The sequence below is a fragment of the Bradyrhizobium sp. Bra64 genome, assembly GCF_024519875.1.
Lineage (GTDB): Bacteria > Pseudomonadota > Alphaproteobacteria > Rhizobiales > Xanthobacteraceae > Bradyrhizobium > Bradyrhizobium japonicum_G.
Genome location: NZ_JALJRD010000001.1, coordinates 280,597 through 298,142, shown reverse-complemented (window position 1 = coordinate 298,142; position 17,546 = coordinate 280,597). Strand labels below are relative to the sequence as shown.

At 64.2% G+C, this 17,546-nt stretch carries 14 protein-coding genes; 9 read left to right on the top strand and 5 right to left on the bottom strand.

Annotated elements, in window-relative coordinates; translation table 11 throughout:
- Nucleotides 1-104 precede the first annotated feature (104 nt).
- Together hrpB and NR187_RS01370 are read right to left on the bottom strand one after the other, a co-directional pair.
- A complete protein-coding gene (hrpB, locus tag NR187_RS01375; protein WP_256806192.1) occupies nt 105-2,579 on the bottom strand; it encodes an ATP-dependent helicase HrpB in 2,475 nt (824 codons plus the stop codon).
- A 142-nt stretch (nt 2,580-2,721) separates the two neighbouring features.
- Entirely contained in the window at nt 2,722-4,038 is a 1,317-nt protein-coding gene (locus NR187_RS01370; protein WP_256805553.1) for a UDP-glucose/GDP-mannose dehydrogenase family protein, read from the bottom strand.
- 194 nt (nt 4,039-4,232) lie between these two features.
- On the opposite strand from NR187_RS01370, the gene NR187_RS01365 reads away from it, so the two are divergent.
- The 4 genes from NR187_RS01365 (at nt 4,233) to NR187_RS01350 (ending at nt 10,150) form a co-directional block, all read left to right on the top strand.
- A complete protein-coding gene (locus NR187_RS01365) occupies nt 4,233-5,297 on the top strand; it encodes an acyltransferase family protein (protein WP_256805552.1) in 1,065 nt (354 codons plus the stop codon).
- 92 nt (nt 5,298-5,389) lie between these two features.
- Nucleotides 5,390-8,437, top strand: a complete 3,048-nt coding sequence (polA, locus tag NR187_RS01360; protein WP_256805551.1) for a DNA polymerase I — start codon at nt 5,390-5,392, stop codon at nt 8,435-8,437.
- A gap of 108 nt (nt 8,438-8,545) precedes the next feature.
- Nucleotides 8,546-9,397: a hypothetical protein gene (locus tag NR187_RS01355; RefSeq protein WP_256805550.1), complete on the top strand. Its 852-nt coding sequence runs from the start codon at nt 8,546-8,548 to the stop codon at nt 9,395-9,397.
- A gap of 117 nt (nt 9,398-9,514) precedes the next feature.
- On the top strand, nt 9,515-10,150 hold the full coding sequence (locus NR187_RS01350) for a LysE family translocator (protein ID WP_211386286.1): 636 nt from the start codon (nt 9,515-9,517) through the stop codon (nt 10,148-10,150).
- A gap of 138 nt (nt 10,151-10,288) precedes the next feature.
- Here the strand turns inward: NR187_RS01350 and NR187_RS01345 are convergent, their stop codons facing one another.
- The gene (locus tag NR187_RS01345; RefSeq protein WP_211386285.1) at nt 10,289-10,915 is read right to left on the bottom strand and encodes a glutathione S-transferase family protein; all 627 of its coding nucleotides are present in this window, start codon (nt 10,913-10,915) and stop codon (nt 10,289-10,291) included.
- Nucleotides 10,916-11,126: 211 nt separating this feature from the next.
- On the opposite strand from NR187_RS01345, the gene pyrE reads away from it, so the two are divergent.
- Nucleotides 11,127-11,690, top strand: coding sequence for an orotate phosphoribosyltransferase (gene pyrE, locus NR187_RS01340; RefSeq protein ID WP_211386284.1), 564 nt, complete (start codon nt 11,127-11,129; stop codon nt 11,688-11,690).
- 188 nt (nt 11,691-11,878) lie between these two features.
- Nucleotides 11,879-12,646, top strand: coding sequence for a DUF2865 domain-containing protein (locus NR187_RS01335; protein ID WP_211386283.1), 768 nt, complete (start codon nt 11,879-11,881; stop codon nt 12,644-12,646).
- Between the two features lie 118 nt (nt 12,647-12,764).
- On the opposite strand, the gene NR187_RS01330 is transcribed toward NR187_RS01335, so the two are convergent.
- Nucleotides 12,765-13,196 carry a hypothetical protein gene (locus NR187_RS01330; RefSeq protein ID WP_211386282.1) on the bottom strand — a complete coding sequence of 144 codons (432 nt, stop codon included), beginning with the start codon at nt 13,194-13,196 and terminating at the stop codon, nt 12,765-12,767.
- A gap of 155 nt (nt 13,197-13,351) precedes the next feature.
- Between NR187_RS01330 and NR187_RS01325 the strand changes: the two genes are divergently transcribed.
- Nucleotides 13,352-13,531: an RNA polymerase sigma factor region1.1 domain-containing protein gene (locus tag NR187_RS01325; RefSeq protein WP_211386281.1), complete on the top strand. Its 180-nt coding sequence runs from the start codon at nt 13,352-13,354 to the stop codon at nt 13,529-13,531.
- Between the two features lie 62 nt (nt 13,532-13,593).
- Here NR187_RS01325 and NR187_RS01320 read toward each other — a convergent pair whose 3' ends face one another.
- The gene (locus NR187_RS01320; RefSeq protein WP_256805549.1) at nt 13,594-13,839 is read right to left on the bottom strand and encodes a hypothetical protein; all 246 of its coding nucleotides are present in this window, start codon (nt 13,837-13,839) and stop codon (nt 13,594-13,596) included.
- A gap of 205 nt (nt 13,840-14,044) precedes the next feature.
- On the opposite strand from NR187_RS01320, the gene NR187_RS01315 reads away from it, so the two are divergent.
- Nucleotides 14,045-16,561, top strand: a complete 2,517-nt coding sequence (locus tag NR187_RS01315; RefSeq protein ID WP_256805548.1) for a glycogen/starch/alpha-glucan phosphorylase — start codon at nt 14,045-14,047, stop codon at nt 16,559-16,561.
- Between the two features lie 94 nt (nt 16,562-16,655).
- Nucleotides 16,656-17,471 carry an acyl-CoA thioesterase II gene (locus tag NR187_RS01310; RefSeq protein WP_256805547.1) on the top strand — a complete coding sequence of 272 codons (816 nt, stop codon included), beginning with the start codon at nt 16,656-16,658 and terminating at the stop codon, nt 17,469-17,471.
- Nucleotides 17,472-17,546 lie beyond the last annotated feature (75 nt).

The window sequence follows — 17,546 nt, the reverse complement described above, 5'->3', positions numbered from 1 at the left end:
TCGATTTCACCACGCGACACGCCTGCCGGCGAGCTTAGCCACGGCCAAGCCCGTGTCATTTTGACGAAAAGGATGAGCGAACGGTTAATGCGCCTTCGCGAACCTCACGTCCCGCGCGGTTTCACGCGCCGGGTCGGCAGCGCGCTCGCGGGATCCTCCGGCCAGGGATGGCGCGGATAGCGGCCGCGCAGGTCGGAGCGTACGGCCGCGTAACTGCCGCGCCAGAAGCCGGGGAGATCGCGGGTCACCTGCACCGGGCGCTGCGCCGGCGACAGCAATTCCAGCACCAGCGGCACCTTGCCCGCCGCAATCGAGGGATGGGTGTTGAGGCCGAACAACTCCTGGAGCCGGACCGCGATGGTGGGCCCCTGCTCGGCCTCGTAGTCAATCGCGAGCACGCTCCCGGTCGGCGCCTCGAAATGCGTCGGCGCCTCGCGGTCGAGCCGCGCGCGCATGTCCCAAGGCAGCAGCGCCATCAGCGCGTCGGAGAGATCGCCGGCTGAGATCTCCTTCAGCGCGATCTTGTCGTAGAGCGCCGGCACCAGCCAATCATTTTGCCGCGCGATCAACCCGTCGTCGGAGAGATCGGGCCAGCTCGCGCCTTCCGTCTTGCGCAGGAACATCACGCGGTCGCGCCATTGTTTCGCTGCTTTCGACCAGGGCAGCCGGTCGAGGCCCGCGGCGATCAGCCCATCTGCGAAGATGCGCGCGGTATCCTCCGAGGGCGACACGGCAAGTGTCGCCTCGGACAGCGTGATCGCGTGCAGCGCGCGCTTGCGCCGCGCGCGCAGTGCCATCGCGCCGCGATCGAACGAGATTTCGACGACGCTCTCGATATGCCCGGCGAAATGCCGCTCGATCTCGTCCTGGGTGATTTGCGCGGCGAGCAGGATGCGTCCGCTCGCGGCCGTTCCGGTCATTTCGCCAATTGCGACGTACGGCGCGCGGGCGAGCGATGAGGTCTGCTCCACGGCAGCGCCACGGCCGTTGGCGAGCACGAAACTGCCGTTGCCGCGGTTGCGCGCGACGCGATCCGGGAAGGCGTAGGCGAGCATCAGGCCGGTGGAGAGATCATCCTGCTGCCCCGCCTTTTCCGACGCCGCCACCTGCGCGGCCCAGCGCCGCGCCAGGTCGCGCGCACTGGCGGCGCGCGGCGAACGGTCGCGGCGGAACTGGTCGCGCCGGTGCTCGAGATCGACGCTGTCGCCGCCGAGCCCGCGCTCGGTGATGATGGCCGCGATCTCGGCTGCGGCTTCGCCCTCGCCGGCGCGATGCGAATCCACGATCATGCGCGCCAGCCGCGGCGGCAGGGCCAATGCGCGCAGGCTCTTGCCTTCCGCGGTGATGCGGCCGTCGCCATCGAGGGCGTTGAGCTCAGTCAAAAGGCTCTTGGCTTCCTTCCAGGCCGGCGCGGGCGGCGGGTCGAGGAACGACAGCGCCGCGGGATCGGCGACGCCCCATTGCGCGAGATCGAGCACCAGCGAAGACAGGTCGGCGCTCAAGATTTCCGGCTGGGTGTAGGGCGTGAGCGAGGCGGTCTGCGGCTCGTCCCAGAGCCGGTAGCAGACGCCAGGCTCGGTACGGCCGGCGCGGCCGCGGCGTTGATCCGCCGCCGCGCGCGAGACGCGCACGGTCTCGAGCCGCGTCAGTCCGATATCCGGTTCATAGCGCGGCACGCGGGCAAGGCCGGAATCGACCACGATACGCACGCCTTCGATCGTCAGCGACGTCTCCGCGATCGAGGTCGCCAGCACCACCTTGCGCGTACCCTTGGGCGCCGGCGAGATGGCGCGGTCCTGCACGGCGGCATCGAGCGCGCCGAACAGCGGCACGATCTCGATGCTGGCATCCTGCACGCGCTCGGCGAGGAAATTCTGGGTGCGGCGGATTTCGGCGGCGCCCGGCAGGAACGCCAGCACCGAGCCGCCATCGGCGCGCAGTGCGGACGCGATCGCATCCGCCATCTGCCGCTCGATCGGAGCATCCGCCTTGCGGCCGAGATAGCGCGTCTCGACCGGAAAGGCGCGGCCCTCGCTCTCGACGACGGGTGCATCGCCCAGCAGCTTGGCGACACGGGCGCCGTCCAGCGTGGCCGACATCACGAGGATACGCAGATCTTCGCGCAGGCCGAGTTGCGCGTCGCGCGCCAGCGCGAGACCCATATCCGCATCGAGCGAGCGCTCATGGAATTCGTCGAACAGGATCGCGGCGATGCCGGAGAGTTCGGGATCGTCGAGGATCTGGCGGGTGAAGATGCCTTCGGTTACCACCTCGATGCGGGTTGCGCGCGAGATTTTCGAGCCGAAGCGGACGCGATAGCCGACGGTCTCTCCAGTGCGCTCGCCGAGCGACTTGGCCATGCGGTCGGCGCTGGCGCGCGCGGCGATGCGGCGCGGCTCCAGCACGATGATCTTCTTGCCCCTGGCCCAGGGCGCATCGAGCAGCGCCAGCGGCACGCGCGTGGTCTTGCCGGCGCCCGGCGGCGCCACCAGCACGGCGGCATTATGCTGATCAAGGGTGCGCGACAAATCGTCGAGCACGGCATCGATCGGGAGGGGCGTGTCGAAGCTGCGGGGCAAGTATTTGGGTCCCGTCATCACCCGCCTTGCGCGCGATTGCGTGCCGGGACGGGTGATCCAGTAAACTGAGGTCCCAATCATTGCGAAGATCGGGATTACTGGATACCCCGCCTTCGCGGGGTATGACAATCATATGTCGCGATCAACCCTGCGCGGAGGGGCGGCCGACACTCTCGTAGGTGAAGCCGGCGGCACGCATGTCTTCGGGGCGGAAAATATTGCGGAGGTCGACGACGACGGGTTGAGCCATGACGCTCTTCAGCCGGTCGAGATCGAGCCCGCGGAACTGCACCCATTCGGTGACGACGACGACAGCATCGGCGCCTTCCGCGCAGGAATAGGCGTCGTCGCAATAGGTGATGGCGGGAAGTTCACCCTTGGCCTGCTCCATGCCAACGGGGTCGAACGCCCTGACCTTCGCGCCCATGTCGATCAGGCCGGTCACGAGCGGGATCGACGGCGCGTCGCGCATGTCGTCGGTGTCGGGCTTGAAGGTGAGCCCGAGCACGGCGATGGTCTTGCCGCGCAAGCTACCGCCGAGCGCCTGGCTCACTTTCCGCGCCATCGCCCGCTTGCGGTTCTCGTTGACCGCCAGCACGGATTCGACGATGCGCAAGCTCACGTCGTAGTCCTGCGCGATCTTGATCAGCGCCTTGGTGTCCTTCGGGAAGCACGAGCCGCCGAAGCCGGGACCCGCATGCAGGAATTTTGTGCCGATGCGGTTGTCGAGGCCAATGCCGCGCGCGACTTCCTGCACGTTGGCGCCGACCTTTTCCGACAGATCCGCGATCTCGTTGATGAAGGTGATCTTGGTCGCGAGGAACGCGTTCGCGGCGTATTTGATCATCTCGGCGGTGCGGCGCTCCGTGAACATCAGCGGTGCCTGGTTCAACGACAGCGGGCGATAGATGTCGCCCATCACCTTGCGGCCGCGCTCGTCAGAGGTGCCGACGACGACGCGATCGGGGAACTTGAAGTCACGGATCGCCGCGCCCTCGCGCAGGAATTCGGGGTTCGAGGCGACGACGACATCCGCCTTCGGATTGGTCTCGCGGATGATGCGCTCGACCTCGTCGCCGGTGCCCACAGGCACGGTCGACTTCGTCACCACGACGGTGAACCCTGACAGCGACTGCGCGATCTCGCGCGCGGCGGCGTAGACATAGGACAGATCGGCGTGGCCGTCGCCGCGGCGCGAGGGCGTGCCGACCGCGATGAACACGGCATCGGCATCCGCAACCGGCTTCGACAGGTCGGTGGTGAAGTCGAGACGCTTGGCCTTCACATTGGTTGCGACCAATTCGTCAAGGCCGGGCTCGTAGATCGGGATCTCGCCGCGATGAAGCGCTGCAATCTTCTTCTCATCCTTGTCGACGCAAGTGACGTCGTGACCGAAATCCGCAAAGCAGGCTCCGGACACCAGTCCCACATAGCCCGTTCCGATCATCGCGATTCGCATGAAAATCCCTGTTCTGGCTTGGTTAACGAAACCCCAATTCGGGGCGGTTTAGCATTTTCCCGGTGCAAGGGAACCGTCTGCCCGGAAAAAGCCGGCACACGAATTGTACCGGTAAAGAAATCGTAAGCCGCAAGCCGCCAAACTGCCCCGCAGCCACACAGAGCCGGGCGGAACACGCCTCGAAAAGGGACACCATGGCACCATCAGGCACATTCGCGAGCGGAGGCATCGAGGCTTCCACTGCCGCACGTGTCGACTGGGTCGACTATGCCAAGGGCATCTGCATCGTCATGGTCGTGATGATGCATTCGGTATTGGGGGTCGAGCTCGCCGCCGGCGAGACCGGTTTCATGCATGTCGCCGTAGCCTTCGCAAAGCCGTTCCGGATGCCGGATTTCTTCCTGATTTCGGGCCTGTTCCTGCCATTGGTGATCGACCGCGAATGGCGAACCTATCTCGACCGCAAGGTGGTGCATTTCGCCTATTTCTATGTCGTCTGGGTGACAATCCAGTTCGGCTTCAAGGCCCCGGCCTTCGCGGCGGAAACAGGCTGGCGCGATGTCGGCCTCATGTACCTGGAATCCTTCGTCGAGCCGTTCGGCACGCTCTGGTTCATCTACCTTCTGCCGATCTTCTTCGTCGTCACAAAATTGACACGGGGAATCCCGTCGCCTGCGATCTGGCTCGTCGCTGCTGCGCTGGAGACGGCGCGTATCTCGACCGGCTGGACTGCGATCGACGAGTTCTGCGCGCGCTTCGTCTATTTCTATTCCGGTTATCTGTTCGCGCCCTACGTGTTCGCGTTGTCGGACCGCGCGCGCAGCCATCCCGCATGGGCGCTCGCAACGCTCACGACCTGGGCGCTGGTCAATGCCGGCCTGGTCGCGTGTGGGGCCAGCGAGTGGAAGATCATCTCACTCGTGCTCGGCTTTGCCGGTGCCTGCGCCATCATCACGATGGGCACGCTGCTCGCGCGAGCGCAGCGGCTGAATGTCTTCCGCTTCTGCGGCGAGCATTCGATCGTGATCTATCTCGCCTTCTTCCTGCCGATGGCCGCCACGCGAACGCTGCTGCTGCGCACGGGAATCATACCGGATATCGGCACGGTGTCGCTGATCGTCACCATCGTCGGCGTGGTCGGGGCGCTCGCGATCTGGCAGCTCGCGTTGCGGCTCGGCGGCAATTTCCTGTTCGAGCGGCCCGATGCATTCTGGATCGCGCCGAAGAAGGCCGGACCCGTGTTGCAGGCGGCTGAATAGCGGGGAATCACAGCGGGGGATAGTCGCGCCAACAGCCCAAAAATCGCCCTCCCAAGGCTGTCAAAGCCCGCAAAAATTCATACATTGCGGCCATGCCCAAGACATCCTCGAAGACCGCCGCCAAAGCCGACACCAAGCCCGCTGCTGACAAGCCCGCTGCCAAACCGGCCGCAGCCAAAGCGGCCGGCAAGGGCGACCACATCTTTCTGGTCGACGGCTCCGGCTACATCTTCCGCGCCTATCACGCGCTGCCGCCGCTCAACCGCAAGTCCGACGGCTTGCAGGTCAACGCCGTGCTCGGCTTCTGCAACATGCTGTGGAAGCTCTTGCGCGACATGCCCGCCGACAACCGGCCGACGCATCTGGCGATTGTCTTCGACAAGTCGGAAGTCACGTTCCGCAACAAGATCTATCCCGAGTACAAGGCGCATCGGCCGCCGGCGCCGGATGATCTGATCCCGCAATTTTCGCTGATCCGTGAAGCCGTGCGCGCCTTCGACCTGCCCTGCCTGGAACAGGGCGGCTTCGAGGCCGACGATCTGATCGCGACCTATGCGCGGCAGGCATCCGACCGCGGCGCGACCACGACGATCGTCTCGTCAGACAAGGATCTGATGCAGCTCGTCACCGACAAGGTCGTCATGTACGACACCATGAAGGATCGCCGCATCGGAATTCCCGAGGTGATCGAGAAATTCGGCGTGCCGCCTGAGAAGGTGGTCGAGGTGCAGGCACTGGCCGGCGATTCCACCGACAATGTGCCCGGTGTGCCCGGCATCGGCATCAAGACCGCCGCGCAACTGATCGTCGAATATGGCGACCTCGAGCAGCTGCTGTTCCGCGCCGGCGAGATCAAGCAACCGAAGCGGCGCGAGGCGCTGATCGAGAATGCCGAGAAGGCGCGGATCTCGCGGCAACTCGTGCTGCTCGACGACAAGGTCGAGCTGGAGGTGCCGCTGGACGACCTCGCCGTGCACGAGCCCGATGCGCGCAAGCTGATCGCCTTCCTGAAGGCGATGGAATTCACGACGCTGACGCGCCGCGTCGCCGACTATTCGCAGATCGATCCTTCCAATGTGGATGCCGACACGGCGAATAGCAGCGAAGCACGCGGCGGGACCTCCGACGGCGCCGACAGGACTAAATCGCCTGAGGCCTCCGGCGATCTCTTCGCCAGTCCTGCGGCAACTGCCAAAGGCGGCGACAAGGGTGACAAGGGAGCGAGCCTCAAGGGCGCGCCGATCTCGCTCGCCGCTGCGCGCGAGGAAGCTTTGCGCAAGCTCCCGATCGACCGCGGCAAATACCAGGCGGTCAAGTCGCTCAAGGAGCTCAACGCCTTCATCGCGCGCATCTACGATGCCGGCCAGGTTGCGGTCGAGATCCGCGCCAACTCCATCGACCCGATGCAGGCCGATTTTTGCGGCATCGCACTGGCGCTGGCGTCGAACGATGCCTGCTATGTGCCGCTCGCGCACAAACAGTCCGGCGGCGGCGCCGGCCTGTTCGATGCAGGCCTTGCGCCGGATCAGGTCAAGCATGATGACGCGATCGAGGCGCTGCGGCCGGTGCTGGAATCGACGGGCATCCTCAAGATCGGCTTCGACGTCAAATTCACCGCCGTCATGCTGGCGCAGCACGGCATCACCTTGCGCAACACCGACGACGCGCAACTGATCTCCTACGTGCTCGACGCCGGCCGCGGCTCGCACGGGCTGGAATCGCTCGCCGAGCGCTGGTTCGGACACGCCATGCTGAAGGAGGGCGAGCTGCTCGGCAGCGGCAAGGGCAAGATCACCTTCGACCAGGTGCCGATCGACAAGGCGGCGCCGCTGTCGGCGGAGGGCGCCGACATGACCTTGCGGGTGTGGCGCGTGCTCAAGCCACGCCTCGTCGCCGAGCACATGACCACGGTCTATGAGACCCTGGAGCGGCCGCTAGTCGCGGTGCTCGCGCGCATGGAACGGCGCGGCATCTCGATCGATCGCCAGGTGCTGTCGCGACTGTCAGGCGACTTTGCCCAGACCGCAGCCCGCGTCGAGGCCGAGATCCAGGAGATCGCGGGCGAGCCGATCAATGTCGGCAGCCCGAAGCAGATCGGCGACATCCTGTTCGGCAAGATGAGCCTGCCGGGCGGCACCAAGACCAAGACCGGTGCGTGGTCGACCACCGCCCAGGTGCTGGACGAGCTCGCCGAGCAGGGCCACGATCTTCCGAGGAAGATTCTGGAGTGGCGCCAGGTCTCGAAGCTGAAGTCGACCTATACCGACGCGCTGCCGACCTATGTCAATCCGCAGACCCATCGCGTGCACACCACCTACGCGCTGGCCGCGACCACGACGGGCCGGCTGTCCTCGAACGAGCCGAATCTGCAGAACATCCCGGTGCGCACCGAGGACGGCCGCAAGATCCGCCGCGCGTTCATCGCGACGCCCGGACACAAGCTGGTCTCCGCCGACTATTCGCAGATCGAGCTGCGGCTGCTGGCGGAGATCGCCGATATTCCCGTGCTGAAGCAGGCGTTTCGCGATGGGCTCGACATTCACGCGATGACGGCCTCGGAAATGTTCGGCGTGCCGATCAAGGGCATGCCGAGCGAGATCCGCCGCCGCGCCAAGGCGATCAATTTCGGCATCATCTACGGCATCTCGGCGTTCGGCCTCGCCAATCAGCTCGGCATCGCACGCGAGGAAGCGTCCGCCTACATCAAGAAATATTTCGAGCGCTTTCCCGGCATCCGCGCCTACATGGACGAGACGCGGGACTTCTGCCGGAGCCACGGCTACGTCACTACGCTGTTCGGCCGCAAATGCCACTATCCCGACATCAAGGCCTCGAACGCCTCGGTGCGTGCCTTCAACGAGCGCGCCGCGATCAACGCGCGGCTCCAGGGCACCGCCGCCGACATTATCCGCCGCGCCATGACGCGGGTGGAGGACGCGCTCGCCGAGAAGAGGCTGTCGGCGCAGATGCTGCTCCAGGTGCATGACGAACTGATCTTCGAGGTACCCGACGCGGAGGTCGAGGCGACGCTGCCCGTGGTCCAGCACGTGATGCAGGACGCGCCGTTCCCGGCCGTGCTGCTTTCGGTGCCGCTTCACGTCGACGCGCGCGCTGCGAATAATTGGGACGAGGCGCACTGACCACCGCATTGTGCGCTGCGTAAGTATCTATCTCCCCTGCTCCACGCCCCTAGGTTGCTGCCGCCCTGATTCAATGGAATGATGCAGTCATTCCAGGGGGGGCCACCGATGCGTGCCGCGATTTGCGCCGTAACATTTGTCATTCTCGGGCTGGTTGGATTCGTTGCGACACCAAACCTTTTCAAGGTCGTCAATCCAGAATACCTGCTGGCGCTACATCAATATGGCCGGCCGCTCGCCGCGCTGTCCGAGGACGCAAGCAACACCGACATAAAACTCGCAGAACTTCGGACGAAGATATCGAAGCAAGAGCGCAGCATGAAGGAGTTGTCGGCAACGTTGACGGCGAAGCAAGCCAACATGAAGATCGCCGGTGCCCTTGCCGAGGACATTGCAAAGGTTGGGATCGAGGCTGCGACCAGGATGGTTGAGCTGAGCAGCGAATTGGATCAGCTCAATGGCGAATATGGGGATTTGAAGGACAAGAAAGCCTTCGTTGTTTCCAACCAGCTGGACATCCGAAAGAAGCTTGAAACTGCTGCGGCTGATACTTCGAATATCTATGTGGTGGCACGCGCGTTGTCGCTTGGCGCGATTGGAGCGTTGATGTCGATCATCGCAAAGTTCCTTGCCAGCCCGACGAAGCGGGGATTGCTCGAAGATAGCAATTTCATTGGACGAATGTGGGCTTCCATGGCGTTTGGAGGCGTCGCGTCCGTTGTCGTCATTGGGCTCTTCTTCACCGGCTTCATTTCAATATTCGCCAATTCAACCCAGGGCGGCGGCGAAACCGATTTCTGGAAAGTGACAATTCTTTGCCTGCTCGCCGGCGCGTTCTCCGATCGCCTGTTCCAGGCCGCGTCGGGACGAATGGACGCTTATCTCGGAGCCGATCAATCCGCCAGGCAGAAGAGCCGCACAAGCGCGGTCAAGGCGGCGCCGGCGGGCCCAGGGGAATAGGCGCTCCGGGGCCTGTGCTGCGCCAGCGCGGAATCGAATTGTCCTCCGAGCAATTGCGCGATGGCCCAACCGTCCCGCTCATAATAAAACCGTGCCATCCCCCGCACCGGTTCGATCATGCCCCATACCTCCGCCCTGCTCGGTTTCGCTCTCGTCTCTCTCGGTCTCGTGCTCACGCCGGGGCCGAACATGATCTACCTGATCTCGCGCTCGATCACGCAGGGGCCGGCGGCCGGCATCGTCTCGCTCGGCGGCGTGGCGCTGGGCTTCGTGTTCTACATGCTATGCGCGGCCTTTGGCATCACGGCGCTCCTGCTCGCAATTCCCTTTGCATATGACGCGCTGCGCTTTGCCGGCGCCGGATATCTGCTGTGGCTCGCCTGGCAGGCGGTTAAGCCGGGCGGACGCTCGCCGTTCCAGGTCAAGACGCTTGCGATCGACAGCCCGCGCAAATTGTTCGCGATGGGCTTCGTCACCAATCTGCTCAACCCGAAGATCGCGATGCTGTATCTGGCGCTGCTGCCGCAGTTCATCGATCCCGCCGCCGGCAGCGTGCTGACGCAATCGGTGGTGCTGGGCGCGATCCAGATCGCGATCAGCGTCAGCGTCAATGCGATGATCGCGCTCGCGGCAGGATCGATCGCGCTGTTCCTGGCAAACCGGCCGAGCTGGATGCTGGTGCAGCGCTGGCTGATGGGCACGGTATTGGCCGGGCTTGCGGTGCGAATGGTGGTCGAAGCGAAGAAGGTGTGATGGGGGACGCGGTCCCCCGGCTTGACCGGGGCATCCAGCACGCCGCAGCTTCTCGGCTCTAACTCAACCGTCTCTGGAGTACTGGATCGCCCGCCCCAGTGCGCAAGTGCGCGCAAGGCGGGCGATGACGCCGTCAGCTCAATCCAGCTTTGCTTCCATGCCCCGCTTCACCGCAGGCCGCGCCATCAGCGCCTCATACCAGCGCTTGACGTTGGGAAAATCGGCCAGGTCAACCTTGTGGCGAGGATGGCGCCATGCCCAGCCCAGGATGGCAAAATCGGCAACCGAGAGGTCGCCGGCGACGAAGTCACGGCCGTCGAGCCGGCGGTCCAGCACGCCGTAGAGCCGCCGGGTCTCGGCCATGTAGCGCTTCAGGCCGTAGGTGCGGTCCTGCTCGTTCTCGAGCGCGATGAAATGGTGCACCTGGCCGGGCATGGGGCCGAAGCCGCCCATCTGCCACATCAGCCATTCGTAGACCGGGATGCGCCCTGAAAGCGATTTCGGCAGGAATTTGCCGGTCTTTTCGCCGAGATAAAGCAGGATCGCGCCGGACTCGAAGATGCTGACGGGCTTGCCGTCCGGCCCCTCGGGGTCGAGGATCGCGGGGATCTTGTTGTTGGGAGAGAGCTTGAGGAACTCCGGCGCCATCTGCTCGCCCTTGCTGATATTCACCGGGATCACCTTGTAGGGCAGCCCCATTTCCTCCAGCGCGACCGAGATCTTGCGGCCGTTCGGCGTGTTCCAGGTGTGCAGCTCGATGGTCATTTCCACGTTTCCTTGCCGGTTTTCTTGCTCAGTTCTCTTGCCCAGTTTTCTTGCCCGAGACATCCGGCATCCACCTACTCCAGAAGGTTGCACCCCCACAACCGGCGGACCGGGATGGCCGATCCCTGTTGACGGGGGACGCCCCCTCTGGAATGTCCCGGCTGTCGCGGATAAATTCCGCCACTTCCAAAAACGCTCCCGAGGGACCGCCGTGTCGAAATCAGCCTCCCGCGCCCGCCTGTTCGAAATCATCCGCCGGCGCTCCTTCGGCCGCGGCGATGTCACGCTCGCGTCGGGCCGCAAGAGCGATTTCTACTTCAACCTCAAGCCGACCATGCTCGACCCGGAGGGCGCGACCCTGCTCGCTGAGCTCACCTATGAGACGCTGAAGGATGACCAGCTCGATTTCATCGGCGGGCTGGAGATGGGCGCGGTGCCGCTGGCCGGCGCGCTGGCGCAGATCTCCTGGATCAAGGGCCATCCGATCGCGGCGTTCTTCGTGCGCAAGAAGCCGAAGGAGCACGGCGCCAAGCTTGCCATCGAAGGCCTGCCCAAGGGCGAGACGCTTGCCGGCAAGCGCGTCGTGATCGTCGAGGACGTCACCACCACCGGCGGCTCGGCGATGAAGGCGGTGGAATCCGTGCGCGAAACCGGCGCCGAAGTCGTGCTCGTGCTGACCATGGTCGACCGCGAGGAAGGCGCCACCGACACGTTCGGTGCGGCCGGCCTGCCGTTCCGCTCGCTCTACAAGGCGTCGGAATTTTTGAAGGCCTGACGTCTGTCGCGTTGCGGGTGCAACGCAGCGTCCGGGGTCACGAAACCGGCCTCCTCAACCGCTCATTTACCATCCCGCTTTATGGTGAATCCGGTGCCGAGACCTGATGGTCCCGGCCGGTTCGGTAGCGTCCGGTGGAGTAAGCGTTGCGTACAGTCATGTCCCATTCGCGCCGGCGGCGTCGCGCGATGCTTGTGGCCGCCACACTGGCAGCACCGCTGCTTGCGGCTCCGGCCCCGGTTTCGGCCGAAGGCCTGTTCGACTTCTTCTTCGGCGGAATGCAGCAGCAGCGGCCGCAGCGTGAGGTGCCGCAGCAGGCGAACTCCTACGCCGACCCCTTCACCGGCCAGCAGAATGCCCCGCAATACGTCCCGCCGACGCGTTCGGCCGCGGCCGGCGGCTCGGGACCCGCATTCTGCGTGCGCAGCTGCGACGGCAAATATTTTCCGCTGATGCGCGGCCTCGCCTCGCCCGCACAGATGTGTCAGGCATTCTGTCCTGCCACCGCGACGAAGGTCTATTTCGGCTCCTCGATCGACGGCGCCGCATCGCAGACCGGCGAGCGCTACGCCGACAGCGAGAATGCGTTCGCCTACCGCAAGGCGCTGCGCGCCGACTGCACCTGCAACGGCCGCGAGCCGGTCGGCCTCGCTCCGGTCGATCTGGCGCTGGACTCCTCGCTCAAAGCCGGCGACGTGATCGCGACCACCGACGGCCTCGTTGCCTATACCGGCATCCGCGTCGGCAACGACCAGGCTGCGGACTTCACCCCGGTCGCCTCCTATCCCGGCCTCACCGCGCAGGTCCGTGCCCGCCTCGGCGAGATGAAGGTGGCGCCGGTGCGCGCAGAGACGGTCGCCGGGGATGCGCCGGCCACGGAGATCGTGCGCGAGACGCTGCCTGACGTGACGGTGCCGAAGACGCAGAAGCCGGCGAAGAGAGCGGCATTGGATTAAGGCGCGTCTGCAACAAAGCTGTCATTGCGAGGAGCACTTGCGACGAAGCAATCCAGAATCCCTCCGCGGAAGGACTCAGGATTGCTTCGCTACGCTCGCAATGGCGGAGGATGGTGGGTCACCTGCCGATGATCACCCCGATCACGTTCGGCGCCGCCAGATATTTTTCCTCGATCGCCGCGCGCGCGGCAGCGCGGTTTTCCTGAGTCAGCAGGCCGCGCTTCTCTGCCAAAATCATCCAGCAGAACCCCCACCAGTCGGTGAGCATGCCCGTCTCATCGACGAGATCGTAGCCCTGCTCTGCCGCAAAGATGCGCGCTTGCGCTTCGTCCAGCGTGTCGAGGAACAGATGGTCTTCGGCCGCGAACAGATCGTCGCTGATGTCGTCGATGGTGTAGCCCCAGATCGACTGGCACACCGCGTTGAACTCGCGGTCGAACTGGTCGTCATCGACGGCATGGCGCCGCGCCGCCTGATGCAGCCGCGACAACGACCGCGCGAAATCGGCGATCCTGGTAAGGGCAAACTGATCGAAGGCAATGGTGGACATGTAGTCCTCGCGAAGTCTGACAGACCCTAGATATTGTGTCGGCAACGCGCCGAATCACAATGATATATCAAAGACTTGCTAAAGTGTTCTTAATTTGTTCCGATGAACTGGTGACTCTCGCCTCTCAGTAGAGGCAAGGGACAGGAGATCGAGGAATGAGACTGCAAGATGCGATCCGGAAGGCGATCGAGCTTGGTCATCGGACAGGAGCCGTAACCTTTGATCAGCTCAACGAATTGTTGCCGTCAGCGACGACTGAGCCTGAGGACATCGAAGTCGTAATGCAGGCATTGAGCGATGAAGGCATAAACCTCATTGAGGACGATCAATCGTAGCAAGGCAACTGCGCGGATCCGACAGCCCGTCGTCGCGTCGCCAATTTGGCGCGACCTTTCTCTCAATTCGCTGCCGACATCAGCCTATCCCCACACGCGCTCGCATAAAACTTCCCACCGCACTGGCGCTTGATGGCGGCGCAGCGCGCGGCGGGAGATGCATTTTGCGGGACGGCAAAGCCGCAGCTCAGGCCGTCGGCGCTGCGGCCCTGCTTGCCGGCGGCTAAGGCAGCGCTGGGGGCGGCGATGCAGACGACGAGCAGGGCCGCGGCGGCGATTTCGATCGGCAGTCGCATCAGAAGTCTCATGGGACGTCTCCTCCACACTGATGGCTGAATTTGCCGCTAATCTAGCAGCAAATCCTCGTTTCTCCGTGCTCCTCCGGGTTCCCAAATCGGCCCGTTCCTTGCATAATTTTACGCCAGCGCAGTGCACGGCCGCATCAGCGATGGTTCCGGGGCACGGCCAAGATGCGTAGGGTGAGTAGTAGTCTTCGACCAGGAAGTGACGGCTTTGCAAGATTCATCGTTCCAGCCCAATTTCCCCGCCCCCGGGCAGCCCATCGACGAACTCGCGTTGGCTGAGATCAAGGGCGCGATCCTGGCGAAGCTCCGCCTTGCCATCGGCAAGGACGCGGGCATGGCGACCAAGCACGACTGGTACCAGGCCGCAGCGCTGGCACTGCGCGACCGCATCGTGCATCGCTGGCTGTCCGCGGAGAAGCGCAGCTACGATGCCGGACGCAAGCGCGTCTACTACCTCTCGCTTGAATTCCTGATCGGCCGTCTCTTCACCGACGCGCTGAACAACATGGGGCTCCTGAAGATCTTCGAGGTCGCGCTCGGCGATCTCGGCGTGTCGCTCCCTGAGCTGCGCAAATGCGAGCCGGATGCGGCGCTCGGCAATGGCGGCCTCGGTCGGCTTGCCGCCTGCTTCATGGAAAGCATGGCGACGCTGTCGATCCCCGCGATCGGCTACGGCATCCGCTACGATTTCGGCCTGTTTCGCCAGATCATCAATCAGGGCTGGCAGCAGGAATATCCGGACGAATGGCTCGGCTTCGGCAACCCTTGGGAATTGCAGCGGCCGGAAGTCATCTACGACATCAATTTCGGCGGCGGCGTCGAGCATGTCGACGACAAGGGCCGCGACCGCGCGATCTGGCATCCGGCCGAGACCGTGCAGGCGCTCGCCTATGACACGCCGATCGTCGGCTGGCGCGGCCAGCACGTCAACGCGCTCAGGCTTTGGTCGGCGCGCTCGCCCGATCCCTTGAAGCTCGACGCCTTCAACAAGGGCGACTATGTCAGCGCCAGCGCCGAGCAGTCGCGCGCCGAAGCGATCTGCAAATTCCTCTATCCGAACGATGAGAGCCCCGCTGGGCGCGAGCTGCGGCTGCGCCAGGAATATTTCTTCGTCTCCGCTTCGCTTCAGGATCTGATCAAGCGGCATTTGTCCTCCGACGGCCAGCTCCGCAGCCTGTCGTCGAAGGTCGCAGTGCAGCTCAACGACACGCATCCGAGTCTTGCCGTCACCGAGCTGATGCGGATTCTGATCGACCTGCACAATTTCCGCTGGGACGAGGCCTGGAAGATCACGGTCGCCACGCTGTCCTACACCAACCACACGCTGCTGCCCGAGGCGCTGGAGACTTGGCCGGTCGAGCTGTTCGAGCGGCTGCTGCCGCGGCATCTCGAGATCATCTACCGCATCAACGTGCAGCATCTGGCGCTGGCCGAAGCGCGCGCGCCCGGCGACATCGACTTCCGCGCCTCGGTCTCGCTGATCGACGAGAGAAGCGGACGCCGCGTACGCATGGGCCAGCTCGCCTTCGTCGGCTCGCACCGCATCAACGGCGTTTCCGCCATGCATTCCGACCTGATGCGCGAGACTGTGTTCCACGATCTCAACCATCTCTATCCCGGCCGCATCACCAACAAGACCAATGGCATCACCTTCCGCCGCTGGCTGATGCTGGCCAACCCGAAGCTGACCGATTTGTTGCGTGAGACCTGCGGCGAGGCCGTGCTCGACGATCCGACCCAGCTCAGCCTGATCGAGGCGCGTGCCAGCGACGTCGAATTCCAGAAGAAGTTCCGCAGCGTCAAGCTTCACAACAAGACAGCACTCGCGCGCCTGATCGGCGAACGGCTCGGCATCAAGGTCGATCCGAGCGCGCTGTTCGACGTGCAGATCAAGCGCATCCACGAATACAAGCGGCAGCTCCTCAACGTCATCGAGACGGTCGCGCTGTACCAGGGGATCAAGGACGACCCCAACGGCAATTGGGTGCCGCGGGTGAAGATCTTCGCCGGCAAGGCGGCGGCGAGCTACCGCTACGCCAAGCTGATCATCAAGCTGATCAACGACGTCGCGGAAGTCGTCAACAACGATCCCGCGATCGGCGGCAAGCTCAAGGTCGTGTTCCTGCCCGACTACAATGTCAGCCTTGCCGAAATCATCATTCCCGCAGCCGATCTGTCCGAGCAGATCTCGACGGCCGGCATGGAAGCCTCCGGCACCGGCAACATGAAGCTGTCGCTGAACGGCGCCCTCACCATCGGCACGCTCGACGGCGCCAACATCGAGATCCGCGACCATGTCGGCGCAGAGAACATCGCGATCTTCGGCATGGAAGCCGGCGACGTGATGATCCGGCGCAAGCAGGGGCTGGATGCCTCCGACACGATCCGCAATTCGCCGAAGCTCCAGCGCGCCATCAATGCGATCGGCGCCGGCGAGTTCTCGCCCGGCGATCCCGGCCGCTTCGAATCCATCGCGCATGCGCTGCGCTATCTCGACCACTACATGGTCAGCGCCGATTTCGATTCCTATTACGAGGCGCAGCGCAATGTCGATGCGCGCTGGCAGGTGCCGCCGGCCTGGACGCGCGCCTCCATCCTCAACGTCGCGCGCATGGCGTGGTTCTCCTCCGACCGCACAATTCGCGAATATGCCGAGGAGATCTGGAACGTGCCGGTCAATCCGACCACGCCGTTGCTGCCCGATCTGCGCGACATCGCGGGCTGAATTTCCGCGGCGTGAAACCGGTTACCCCAGAGGTAATTGCACAAGCCGGCGCCGGACGTGATATGACGTCCGTCATTGGAAGCCGGATGGAAAAATGCACGCCAAGCTCCCGCACCCTTTCGACGACGCCACCCGCGTCACCGCCGGTGACTCCAGCTGGCAGGGGCACACCAGCGACGACTACTGGGCCTTTGTCGGCCCGTTCGGCGGCGCCACCGCCGCGACCATTTTGCGCGCGCTGATCGACCATCCGCAAGCCGCCGGCGATCCGCTGGCCGTGACCGTCAACTACTGCGCGCCGATCGCCAAGGGCCCGTTCGATCTCGACGTGCGGCTGGTGAAGGCCAACCGCTCCAGCCAGCACTGGAGCGTCGAACTGTCGCAGGGCGGCGGCGAGGTCGCGACGCTCGCCACCGCGGTGTTCGCCGAGCGCCGGCCATCCTGGGAGCACAGGGTCGCGCGATATCCGGATACAAAGCCGTTCGAAGAGACGCTGCCGTTCCCCAAGATTTCTGCGTCCTGGGCCAACCAGTATGAATTCCGCTTCGTCGAGGGCGAGATGCGGATCGGTCCGCCGCAGGCCGAGCTCGCCAGCACCTATTCGAAAATCTGGATCAGCGACCGCACGCCGCGCAAGCTCGACATACTGTCGCTGATGTCGATGTCGGACGCCTTCTTCGGCCGCATCTTCCACGCCCGCCGCGAGCTGGTGCCGTTCGGCACGGTGTCACTGACGACGTATTTCCACACCGACGCCGAAGAGCTCGCCACCGAGGACATCACGCGCGTGCTCGCGACCGCCGATTCGAAGATCATGCACAAGAGCTACGCCGACCAGAACGCAGAGCTGTGGTCGCCAAACGGAAGGCTGCTAGCGACGAGCACGCAGATCGCGTATTTCAAGGCCTGAGTGCTTCCACAAACTCGTCATTGCGAGCGCAGCGAAGCAATCCAGGCTGTCACTGCGAAGGGATTCTGGATTGCT

What these genes read in the sequence shown, in the direction of transcription:
- NR187_RS01370 (WP_256805553.1), bottom strand. Translation starts at nt 4,038, where the DNA reads ATGCGAATCGCGATGATCGGAACGGGCTATGTGGGACTGGTGTCCGGA.
- NR187_RS01365 (WP_256805552.1), top strand. Translation starts at nt 4,233, where the DNA reads ATGGCACCATCAGGCACATTCGCGAGCGGAGGCATCGAGGCTTCCACT.
- polA (WP_256805551.1), top strand. Translation starts at nt 5,390, where the DNA reads ATGCCCAAGACATCCTCGAAGACCGCCGCCAAAGCCGACACCAAGCCC.
- NR187_RS01355 (WP_256805550.1), top strand. Translation starts at nt 8,546, where the DNA reads ATGCGTGCCGCGATTTGCGCCGTAACATTTGTCATTCTCGGGCTGGTT.
- NR187_RS01350 (WP_211386286.1), top strand. Translation starts at nt 9,515, where the DNA reads ATGCCCCATACCTCCGCCCTGCTCGGTTTCGCTCTCGTCTCTCTCGGT.
- NR187_RS01345 (WP_211386285.1), bottom strand. Translation starts at nt 10,915, where the DNA reads ATGACCATCGAGCTGCACACCTGGAACACGCCGAACGGCCGCAAGATC.
- NR187_RS01335 (WP_211386283.1), top strand. Translation starts at nt 11,879, where the DNA reads ATGCTTGTGGCCGCCACACTGGCAGCACCGCTGCTTGCGGCTCCGGCC.
- NR187_RS01330 (WP_211386282.1), bottom strand. Translation starts at nt 13,196, where the DNA reads ATGTCCACCATTGCCTTCGATCAGTTTGCCCTTACCAGGATCGCCGAT.
- NR187_RS01325 (WP_211386281.1), top strand. Translation starts at nt 13,352, where the DNA reads ATGAGACTGCAAGATGCGATCCGGAAGGCGATCGAGCTTGGTCATCGG.
- NR187_RS01320 (WP_256805549.1), bottom strand. Translation starts at nt 13,839, where the DNA reads ATGAGACTTCTGATGCGACTGCCGATCGAAATCGCCGCCGCGGCCCTG.
- NR187_RS01310 (WP_256805547.1), top strand. Translation starts at nt 16,656, where the DNA reads ATGCACGCCAAGCTCCCGCACCCTTTCGACGACGCCACCCGCGTCACC.